Here is a 10,417-nt window from a genome sequence, read left to right on the forward strand (position 1 = left end):
TTCTCGAAAGTGACGACTTTCTCACGATGAGACTACCGATACTTTGCTCCCAAAACTTTTCTGCACCAGTGAGCGTTCACGCAGGGGCTCCCTCCAGGAGCAAGCCCTAAGTTTTAGGCTTGACGCTGCACTAGTCACAGCGTTGGCGTAGCGTTCATCTCCGTTGACAGTGGCGTGCCTACCAATGATGCTGGGGGGCTAGAGATGCATTAGGTTGCCAACTCGTTCACTCATTAGAGCTCGCAACTACTACATACCTGCGAGCAGTTTTCCCACTAGCGAGTGAATCAACCCCTTTTGATACGGTGCACAAATCGAGTCAACATCAACACTATTCAAGCGGTATTCCAAGAATGTCAGAATATTGCCATAGACACTGTTTCTGTAGAAAGGGGTCTCAGAACTAAGATCGATGCATTGCAAGTCAAATAGCTTTACCCTTGAGCCATCAGCGTAGTCAACCATGATGCTATGGCCGTATCCGAGGTCTTGTAATGTTCTTAAACAGCGCAAGGTGCCGCTGGAAAATTTTTCTGACCATCCTTTTTTATATTGATGTCGATAACCACCTCCACCATATTCAAACATCACTAATTTCGGTAGCTGAGCTTGATTGATTTTTTCCAGTTGGGCGATGACAAATGGTTCCCAGCCTTCAATGTCCAACTTCAAGCAGGTGATCGGGTGCTCCCCTACTGTGCGCAATAAACCATTTAGATCCATGGTATTGACTTTTATGGTGTTTTTTGACGAGCCAAACCAGTCTGGATCAAGGGAGCTAAAGTTAGTATTTTCTAGTCCAGCAAATTGGCCAATGTGTAGCGTCTGCTGCCCCGTATCACTTGATAAACATTGCTCAATCAGTTGGATGGAGTTTCGGTTACAGACAGCGCGTAATCGGTCAGTAGGCAGCGGCTCCACAGCAATAGTGGTAAATCCAAGCTTGGCAAACAGCTCGCAATAGAGGGCAAATGTACCGACTCCTACATCGAAACAGAGGCCCTCTTGCTGGGGGTCTAAGATTGGTAGAAGCTGCCTTAATAGTGCTTCACAACAAGCTTCAACGCGCATGATATTGGTTGATACTCTCTTGTGTAGTGAATTGACGAAAACTTTTTAGACAAGTTGTTGGCTACCGTTTGACTTTATCAAGTTTTAGCCGTTTTGTTTGAACGTGATGCACATGAAAATCCAACAACACATTTACGATTCTCCCTGAAGTCGTGTGGTTTTTTTGAATCAAAACGGAAATCTAGGATCTCCGGTTTCTATCTGGGCTTATTTCACACTAAACGAAGGACCGCCACATTTACCAACCTCTGGAACACCCCTGCCTAAATCAAGAGAAAAGCACTACTTCCCACGAGATTGCTCAACATTGCTCATATTAAATAGGAAAGGCGCACGCGCTGGCTCATCACCGCCCATGACTAAGACTTTGGGCATTTGTGCCCCGCCTTCTTTCCAAGCTTGGATGGCTTCCTTTTGTAAAACCAGTTGTCCCCCTTGGGCTTTCAGGGTTTCTGCGAGCAGGCGTTGGGCTTCGGCTTTACCTTTGGCTCGATTGATATCCGCTTGGGCAGTTTGCTCCGCTTCTTGCGCTACGTAAATCGCCCGTTTGGCTCGCTGCTCAGCAATTTGCTTATCTTCCACTGCCTTAGCAAATTCGGGGGAAAAGTCCAGATCAACAACACTGGTATCTAAAACGAGAATGCCATAATTGTCTAAGCGCTGACTAAGTGCCTCGTCAAAGTCTTGCTTGAGTTCGTTGCGTTTGGTGATCGCTTCTTCGACGGTTCGTCGGGCCGCCGCAATCTTAAAGGATTCCTGAGTTTGGGGCGCAATAATCTTAGAAACGATATTCGCCAAGGTTCCCTGGGTACGGCGAATTTCGACAACAGCCAGCGGATCAAGACGAAAATTAATCGCAAATCGGGCCGTTAAATCTTGTAGATCTTTGGTCGAACTTTGGGCCGGAACTTCGAATTTTTGTACGGTGAGGTCGTAGATATCGACTATAGAAACGAATGGCGGCTTGAAGTGAATTCCCTCTAATAACACGCCATCTTTAGCTTTTCCTAAAATGCTGAGAACCCCTGCTTGACCAGGATTGAGGACAACAAAACAGTTCAGTCCTGAAAAAGCAATGAAGGCAGCTAAGATAAGCGGCACTAAGAGCTTTGTGTTGAAAGCAGTTGAATTTTTCAATGATTGGCCTTAAGTTTCGCTTAAATGAATTCGTTGCATCAGGACTCTAGTGTAAGCCAGGAATAGAACGCCGATCGCGCGATCGCGGCTAATTCGTCATGGGTTCAGAACGGGGGCTGGTTTACGGGTACGCGGCTGGTAGCGGATCCACCACTTCTGTAGTTCAATCGCCCAAAAGACCACGGTGCTCAACCCCAGGCTAATGGCCAGCTCCCTGACAGACAGGGCGGTCGTTTGAAAAATCGGTTGCAATACTGGACTGTAGATCACGATCAGTTGCAGTCCGATGGTGAGGGCCACTGCGCCTAATAGGGGGCGGTTGGAAAGCAGCCCCAGCTGAAACAGGGAATCTCGTTCCGATCGCATGGTTTCTGCCAACCACACGCGCGATAGAGCCAGGGTAGTAAACACCATGGTTTGCCAGGTCGCCTGTCCGGTAGACCAGTAGCCGTAGGCGATCGCGAGCAATATCAACCCGAGCAATAGCCCCACCCAGACAATGCCCCAACCCACACCGCGGCTAAAAATGCTCTCGGTGGGGGGCCGGGGCGATCGTTGCATGATGGCCCGCTCCGGGGGTTCCACGCTCAAGGCCAGGGCCAGTAACCCGTCGGCCAGCAAGTTCACCCACAAAATTTGCAGGGGAATCAGCGGCAGCGGCATGCCCAAAAAAGGCGCTAGCAGAATCACCCAGAGTTCTCCCGCATTGCCCGTCAGGGTGTAGTTGATGAACTTGCGGATATTGTCGTAGATGACGCGCCCTTCGCGAATCGCCGCAACGATGGTGGCAAAGTTATCGTCTAGCAGCACCATGTCGGCGGCATCTTTGGCGACATCGGTACCGGTAATACCCATAGCAATACCGATGTCGGCTTGTTTGAGGGCCGGGGCGTCGTTCACCCCATCTCCCGTCATCGCGACAATGTGGCCCTGGCTTTGCAGCGCCTGCACAATGTCTAACTTATGCTGCGGCGACACCCGCGCATAAACGGAAATCTCGTCCACGTGCTGCTGCAACGCCCTGCTAGACAGTTGGGATAACTCTGGCCCGGTGAGAATCGTTTCGTTGGGCACAATCCCTAATTCCCGCGCGATGGATTGAGCCGTCAGGGGGTGATCGCCGGTAATCATGACGGGGCGAATGCCAGCGGCTTGGCAGGTCAGCACGGCGGCTTTCACTTCTGGCCGCACCGGGTCAATAATGCCCACCAGGCCGATAAACGTCAGATCTGTTTCCAGCATGGTCCCCCCCGGTAGGTTGCCATCGCTATCCACAATAATTGGAGCATTGAGGAGGCGAAAGGCAACGCCCAAGACGCGCATTCCGTTTCGGGCCAGTTGGTCATTGTCGGCTAAAATCTGTTGCCGCACCGCCCGGTCAAGGGGATGAGAGTGGCCTTTGACCCAGACATGGCTAGCCACCGCCAGCAAACTATCCACGCTGCCCTTGGTAAAGGCGATCGCCGTGGCATCGCTGACGTTCGATAACTCAGAAACCAGAAGGGTCAGGGCCGCCGGCAGGGGGGTCGGGGAAATGGGCAACTGATGCACCGTCGTCATGCGCTTGCGATCGGCCTCAAAGGGGCGCTCGGCCACACGAGGCAGGGCTTGTTCTAGGGTGGTTTTGCTGAGGCCCAAACGGGCGGCGGTCATTACCAGTGCCCCTTCAGTGGGATCACCCACGGTATGCACCTGATGGGGCATCTGGGGATGGCGTTCCAGCATGGCATCGTTGCACAAGACGGCCCCGGTCAGCAGCCAAGTCAGCGAGGGTTCGGCTTGCAGCACCCCCGAAAGGTCGTCGTAGGTGTCTAGCCCTGCCCGCCCTAAGGGCGTCGTTAAATCAACCCGATGCCCGTCAATTGCGAGAAAGGTGGCCGTCATACGATTTTCGGTGAGGGTGCCGGTCTTATCGGAGCAAATCACGGCGACAGAGCCCAGAGTTTCGACGGCAGGGAGTTTGCGGATCAGGGCCTGTTGCTTCAGCATGCGTTTGGCCCCGAGGGCCAGGGTGATGGTCACCACGGCGGGCAACCCTTCAGGCACCGCAGCGACGGCCAAGCTCACCGCCACCAGGAACATTAGCGACAGCGCTTCTCCCCGCAACAGCCCTAACCCAAAAATGATCGCCACCAGCCCGATGGTGATGATGGCTAACCGGCTGCCGAGTTGATCCAGCCGTTGCTCTAGGGGGGTGGGCTTGGGCTGCACGGTTTGAATGGCGATCGCGATCTGTCCCAGCTCAGTCTGGTTGCCGGTTTCCGTCACGACGCCTAAGCCCCGGCCATAGGTGATCGTCGTGCCCATGTAGGCCATCGTGGGGCGATCGCCCAGAGCCACTTCAACTTGAGATTTACCGACTAATGGCCCCCGTTCTAAAGGCTGACTTTGTTTAATCGTGGGTTCGGCCTCGCCCGTGAGGGAAGATTCCTGAATGCGGAGATTAGCGGTTTCTAATAAGCGATAGTCGGCGGCCACCAAGTTGCCGGTTTCCAGTAGCACAATGTCGCCGGGTACGAGTTGTCGTGCCGAGATTTCCTGCACGTGACCGTCGCGCCGGACTTTCACCGTGGCAACGGCGAGCTTTTTGAGGGCGGCGATCGCTTGCCCCGCCTGATACTCTTGCCGCACCCCCAAAATGGCATTAAAAGCCACGATGGCAAAAATCGCCGTGGCGTTGATGTAGTCTTGCAACGCCAAAGAAATCAGCGCCGCCACAATCAACACCACAACCATGGTGGCCCGGAGTTGCTTCCACAAGATCTGCCAGAGGCTCTCCCCCGGCTGCTCGGTCAGCTCGTTTGGGCCGTATTGTTGTAAACGATGGATGGCCTCTGTTTGGCCCAGGCCCTGCGCAACATCCGTATCTAGCTGCTGTAGCACCTCAGAAGTGTGCAGCTTGTACCAGTCGCTCATGAGGGATGCCTATGGGGATAAAAGTTCAGTCTGAGCAAGGCTTTCGAGGGGGGCAGCGGGTGACTGCCCCCTAATCAAACGACCCTTCCACTTCTTGCCGAAAGGCGATCAACGCATGGGTTGCCTGAAACGGCTTCAGGGCTTCCATAATTTGATCCGCAATGGTGGCGGAAACGATGGTCTTGATTTCAATATTGGTGTTGTAGCCCGCAATATCGCCCATGCGCTTGCCATGACTGCCCGCACCCTTCGCGGGAATTAGCGTATAGCCCGAGACTTTGAGCTGGGTGAACAGATGAATTAAGCGCTCTTGCAACACCGCTTCGCCAATAATGGTGACGAGGGTACCTTTCGTTAACGTAGCCATAAAAACCTCCAACAACCTTGGGTTGTGATTAGGAATGATGAGAAAGTGGGGGGACGTGGGAGTGGGGCGCAGCCGGAGCCGCCTGCACCTGATTCAGCAACTGATATAGCGTTTCGCCTTCGATCGCTTCGGTTTCTAGCAGTTGTAGGGTGATGGTTTCCAGCAGGTCGCGATTGTGTCGAATGGTGGCTAACGCCTGCTGATGGGCGGTTTCCACAATTTCCTTAACTTCGCGATCGATGGCCTGGGCGGTTTCTTCACTCATGGAGCGGCGGGCGTTGGGCATACCCTGATCAAGAAACATGGGCCGCGCCCCCTGTTGATAGGCCAATGGCCCCAGCACTTGACTCATGCCAAAGGTCGTAACCATTTGCTCAGCCAGATCCGTCGCCCGCTGCAAATCGTTCGTGGCTCCGGTGGTGATACTGTTGAAGACGATTTCTTCCGCCGATCGCCCCCCCAGCAGGGTGGCAATTTGGCCCCGCAATTCCGCTTCATCCATCAAGAAGCGATCTTCCGTGGGCAGTTGCAGGGTGTAACCCAAGGCGGCCATGCCGCGCGAGACGATGGAAATCTTCTCGACTTTGCCACTCCCCGGCATCAGCGACCCCACCAGGGCATGGCCGACTTCGTGGTAGGCGACGATTTTCTTTTCCTTGTCGTTGAGCACACGGCTTTTCTTTTCGAGCCCGGCGACCACCCGCTCGATCGCTTCGGCAAAGTCAGCCTGGGCCACTGCCTGGCGATCGTTACGGGCCGCCAGCAACGCGGCTTCGTTGACCAGATTGGCCAGATCCGCCCCAGCGAATCCGGGAGTGCGGGTGGCGATCGCGCGCAAATCCACATCGTCCCCCAGCTTCACCGCTTCAGCATGAATCTTGAGAATCGCTTCGCGACCGGCTAACGCGGGGCGATCGACGAGCACTTGTCGGTCAAACCGCCCCGGCCGCAACAGCGCCGGGTCGAGAATTTCGGGACGGTTGGTGGCCGCCAGCACAATCACCGTGGCATCCTCAGCGGCAAAGCCATCCATCTCCGACAGCAATTGATTCAGGGTTTGCTCCCGTTCGTCATTGCCGCCATAAAAGCCATTGCTGCTGCGAGACTTCCCAATCGCATCCAGCTCATCGATAAAGACAATGCAAGGTGCCTGCTTTTTCGCCTGCTCAAACAAATCTCGCACCCGCGACGACCCCACCCCCACAAACATCTCCACAAATTCCGAGCCGGAAATGCTAAAAAAGGGCACCCCCGCTTCTCCCGCGACGGCTTTTGCCAGCAGGGTTTTGCCCGTGCCCGGTGGCCCCACCAGCAGCACCCCTTTTGGAATGCGCGCGCCAATCTGGGTGTAGCGACCTGGAGTTTTCAAAAAATCCACAATCTCCACCAGTTCGGCCTTGGCCTCCTCCACCCCAGCGACATCGGCAAAGGTGGTCTTCGCGGCTTCCCCTTCGACGTACACTTTGGCCTTGCTTTTGCCAATGGAGAGCATCCCCTGCGGGCCACCGCCCCCACCACTGCCCCGGCGCATAAAAAACTGCCAGATACCGACAAAAATCAGCGGCGGAATCACCCAGCTCAAGACATTGCCAATCCAACCACTTTGGGACGGCGGCGCAGCGGCAAATTCCACCCCCTGTTCTTCCAGCAGCTTGGGCAGCCCCAGGTCAAAAATGGGCGTGGTGGAAAATACCTGGGCACCGGGCTCATTTCCCCCGTCTAAGCTGGTTGTGGCGTCTGGCTTGAGCTGAAAGCGAATCTGGGTTTCAGCGATTTGCACCCGGTCAACCTGCCCTTCTTGCACCTGATGAATAAATAGGCTGTAGGGAACAGCAGGTACTTGCGGCCCCAAAATCGACGGCACAATAAAATTGGCCACCAAAAATATCACGCCCAGGATGAGAAAAATATTATTAAAAGGACGGAAACGGGGAGTTGTGGGCTTGTCTTTAACAGGCATTTTGTTGATCCATAAATTGTGGATTCTGCTTCCAACGTGACAGTGTACTGTTTGATTTCTGGTTTGATTTGATGAACGATGACACCAAAATCCAACCCACTTCCAAAATGCTTATAACGAGAAACTCTCAGTACTAATGCGGTCAAGCAGTGGGAGCCGCAGTTTATGTCTGCGACTCAGGACTTAATCAAAAAAGTTGAAACTCCCTCCATGGGATGCTGAGCCTTTTACCTGGCAGTGAGGCCGCCCGTAAGTTCAGCAATGTGTTGATCCCCGACGTTGCGTAATTGGCCAGCCGCCTCAACCGTTTGGGCATTGGTCTCCCCGTAAACATAAATGTCTCGGACGCATTCAAAACTAGCTTGGACGCGACTCACTAGTTCAGCGATCGGCATCGCGATCGCTCCCACAATGTGACGGGCATTAAAGGCCTGTCGGTCTCTAATACTGATGATCAGCAGGGCTGATTCGCCCCAATCGAGCTGATTTTTGAGGCCTCAACATTTACTTGATTCTGATTTTTTAGGAAGCGAAATGAATCGAAAAAGTTAGGTCATGAGCATCCAAAATAAAGAGTGAAACGCGGAGTCGTGGGGCGCTCAAATAATGCTCAAAGACCCGTTTGCTAACCCTGAAGACGAGTCCGGCATAGCAGGCCAATAACTCTAAACTCCGAAGGATGAACTTAAATAACCGCCAGATCGGCATCGGCGTCTAAATTCCACTCGTGCTTTAGCAGTTGTTGGAAGATCACCTTCTGAATCAACATGCTGCGATGTTGCTCAATTAAGAATGACTGAGCCTGATTAAGAGACATCTGCTGCACCTTATGAGCAAACTCTCGAAGTCTAAACTCTTGTTCCAGCGTAAGTTCTACGTGCTGATTCATGACGCTCCAAGTTTTATAACATAAAGCTTAAAAACCCGAATATCCCAGGCAAATTGCTTGCCATAGAGATCCACGACAGCATTCCTAGAGTATCGGGCTAGCATGGTTAGAAACCTAGTTTTCGCACAAACTAATGAACGAAACAGCGTCTTCCACACAGCAGCAATTAGTGTTTTTGGGCGACAATTTAGCGCTGTAGAGTCACTTAACCAAACATTACTGAGAGGAGGAGGCATTGGTGACGCGATCGCCAATCACCTAGAAAAAATTGTTGGCTAATCTACTTTAAGTCAAACCGTCATGTCTTTTCGGATCTTTTTTTTGCTTTTTGGCAACCTTATCAGTCGATTTCGGTTTCTTAGCTTCTTTATTACCTTTTTTCTCTTTAGTCATTATGTCCACTCTTGAAAGTTACTAAAAGCAATCAGCAAAATCAGCACCATTTAAGACGACGCGAGCGTGAACTAGATGCTTCAAGCCTTGGGATCGGAAATCTCTTTTTGGAGTGGAATATTTTGGAGAATTTCTCTGGCGTCCATAATGGAGCCTCGCAACGTGTAGCGTTGTCGCTGGGGGTGTTCTCATTATAGCTCTTATTAATTAGCCTAAACCATTTCTAAATGAATATCTGAAGCTGACTACCCACGATCAGTCAGATCAATACTCAATACTCAATACTAATTTTCAAGCAATCATTAGCCTTTGATTGAGTTTCTGCCACCTGTTATCTAACACCAGCTTCACATGAGACTCGTAGCGTGGATTAACCGTGGGGCAAGCCACGAAAGCGGGTAGCATGGGGCTGGCCGACTGGCAAATCCCGCACCTTAATCCACGCTACTACCGCTTCTAAGGGCCGAATTTTGCTAAAAGTCCTGATCCTAAACTCAGGTGATCTGGCCTCTAGGATTAAGGTTTTTGCCAACTATCTGCGGCGATCGCCACTGGTTAAGAATCTTTGATCTGATCCATCTCGTTGGGGGTGAGATAGCGCCTCTCATCCCCAACGAGATGGACTGCAGGATAATGCTCATAAGTTGAGACTCTTAAAGAATTGGAGTCGAGATTAGCTGATTGGCGACAGTCACAATGATGAGCCCCGACTGATTGAGTCTTGTGACCAAGTTGTCCCTAAACTCAGTTTGGGGAGTCAATATTCTATTTACTGATTGAATTGGTCAAATACCACACAATACTTGAGCATCAATGAAGAGCGTTGGTCGGGCTAGCGGCGTAGCGATGGCGAGCTACGTGACATGGGCATCCCGGATGGAGGGGGCGATCGCTAATTTTTCGGCCCCTTGCTGCATGGCCTGAATATCGCTCTCGCTCCAGGTTCGTGGCGATTGGCAATGATGGGCGACAAGTAGACCCCAGAGCCCCAGAGGAATCAGCACCGGTACCACCCCACCAGATTGGCTTTGACCTGCAGATCGCGGAGAAAGTCATGGTGGCACTCGGTGATCGGCTCGGTTTCGATATTGGCCCTCTCGACGCTGTACGTAACGGCTCAAGGTACTACCGTCGTCGCCGCTGGCAAACGGCGGTGGGTCGATACACACTGGTTTCGCGGGAACAGCTACTTTCGCATCGGTTGGGAATGGGTCAAAGCCGCGCTTAACCACGGGTGGCGCTTAATTCGTCGGGTCAGGTTCCGCTCCTATCGCGACCCCGACCCCGACATGGCTTCGAGACCGCAACATCACAAACGCCTCTGTCGCCTGGAGTTCAAGGTTCAAACCTTCAGGTATCCGCCTCCGGACTAATCTTTTGTCAGTCAATCAGCCTTCGATGTGGTGATCCGTCCTGAGTTCAACTGGCATTGTGATCTTCTAATGGAGGAGTTATCAGTCAACTAATACGCAGATATGCGATCGCAATTGTCCTCTAACTCATTGAGAAATAGCGGCTAGAACAGCCCGACAATTTTAAAGAATATTCAGGAAAATCCTGAGGATAACAACGCTTCAAAGCCTGCCGCTATCTCCACAGAAAGGAGCAACTAGTACTCGACGGCATAAATAACCATAGCCATTATGAGGTCAAAGGCTTGCCCGAATAGTTCCATTTAAAGGGC

7 protein-coding genes and 2 pseudogenes are annotated in these 10,417 nt (G+C 52.3%); 1 reads left to right on the plus strand and 8 read right to left on the minus strand.

Annotated features, from left to right (window positions below; translation table 11 throughout):
* Positions 1-249: 249 nt before the first annotated feature.
* The 8 genes and pseudogenes from JUK32_RS07815 to JUK32_RS28680 all read right to left on the minus strand — a co-directional run.
* Positions 250-1,071: an FkbM family methyltransferase gene (locus JUK32_RS07815; protein WP_204138295.1), complete on the minus strand. Its 822-nt coding sequence runs from the start codon at positions 1,069-1,071 to the stop codon at positions 250-252.
* A 282-nt stretch (positions 1,072-1,353) separates the two neighbouring features.
* Positions 1,354-2,172 carry a prohibitin family protein gene (locus JUK32_RS07820; RefSeq protein WP_309224511.1) on the minus strand — a complete coding sequence of 273 codons (819 nt, stop codon included), beginning with the start codon at positions 2,170-2,172 and terminating at the stop codon, positions 1,354-1,356.
* Positions 2,173-2,304: 132 nt separating this feature from the next.
* Complete coding sequence (locus JUK32_RS07825) at positions 2,305-5,124, minus strand: cation-translocating P-type ATPase (RefSeq protein ID WP_204138297.1); 2,820 nt, start codon at positions 5,122-5,124, stop codon at positions 2,305-2,307.
* A gap of 70 nt (positions 5,125-5,194) precedes the next feature.
* On the minus strand, positions 5,195-5,491 hold the full coding sequence (locus JUK32_RS07830) for a P-II family nitrogen regulator (protein WP_204138298.1): 297 nt from the start codon (positions 5,489-5,491) through the stop codon (positions 5,195-5,197).
* A 28-nt stretch (positions 5,492-5,519) separates the two neighbouring features.
* The gene (gene ftsH / locus JUK32_RS07835; protein ID WP_204138299.1) at positions 5,520-7,451 is read right to left on the minus strand and encodes an ATP-dependent zinc metalloprotease FtsH; all 1,932 of its coding nucleotides are present in this window, start codon (positions 7,449-7,451) and stop codon (positions 5,520-5,522) included.
* A 227-nt stretch (positions 7,452-7,678) separates the two neighbouring features.
* Positions 7,679-7,933 (minus strand): annotated as a pseudogene (locus JUK32_RS07840) (rhodanese-like domain-containing protein); the annotation flags it as partial.
* Positions 7,934-8,136: 203 nt separating this feature from the next.
* A complete protein-coding gene (locus tag JUK32_RS07845; protein WP_204138300.1) occupies positions 8,137-8,340 on the minus strand; it encodes an NblA/ycf18 family protein in 204 nt (67 codons plus the stop codon).
* Positions 8,341-9,587: 1,247 nt separating this feature from the next.
* Positions 9,588-9,826 (minus strand): annotated as a pseudogene (locus JUK32_RS28680) (GAF domain-containing protein); the annotation flags it as partial.
* Here JUK32_RS28680 and JUK32_RS07855 point away from each other — a divergent pair.
* On the plus strand, positions 9,801-10,106 hold the full coding sequence (locus JUK32_RS07855) for a transposase (RefSeq protein WP_204138301.1): 306 nt from the start codon (positions 9,801-9,803) through the stop codon (positions 10,104-10,106). The pseudogene JUK32_RS28680 and the gene JUK32_RS07855 sit on opposite strands and share 26 nt — an antisense overlap.
* The last annotated feature ends 311 nt before the right edge of the window (positions 10,107-10,417 follow it).

Source organism: Halomicronema sp. CCY15110, assembly GCF_016888165.1.
Taxonomy (GTDB): Bacteria; Cyanobacteriota; Cyanobacteriia; order Phormidesmidales; family Phormidesmidaceae; genus Halomicronema.

Coding starts and splice junctions, on each gene's coding strand:
- JUK32_RS07815 (WP_204138295.1), bottom strand. CDS start 1,071: ATGCGCGTTGAAGCTTGTTGTGAAGCACTATTAAGGCAGCTTCTACCA.
- JUK32_RS07825 (WP_204138297.1), bottom strand. CDS start 5,124: ATGAGCGACTGGTACAAGCTGCACACTTCTGAGGTGCTACAGCAGCTA.
- JUK32_RS07845 (WP_204138300.1), bottom strand. CDS start 8,340: ATGAATCAGCACGTAGAACTTACGCTGGAACAAGAGTTTAGACTTCGA.
- JUK32_RS07830 (WP_204138298.1), bottom strand. CDS start 5,491: ATGGCTACGTTAACGAAAGGTACCCTCGTCACCATTATTGGCGAAGCG.
- ftsH (WP_204138299.1), bottom strand. CDS start 7,451: ATGCCTGTTAAAGACAAGCCCACAACTCCCCGTTTCCGTCCTTTTAAT.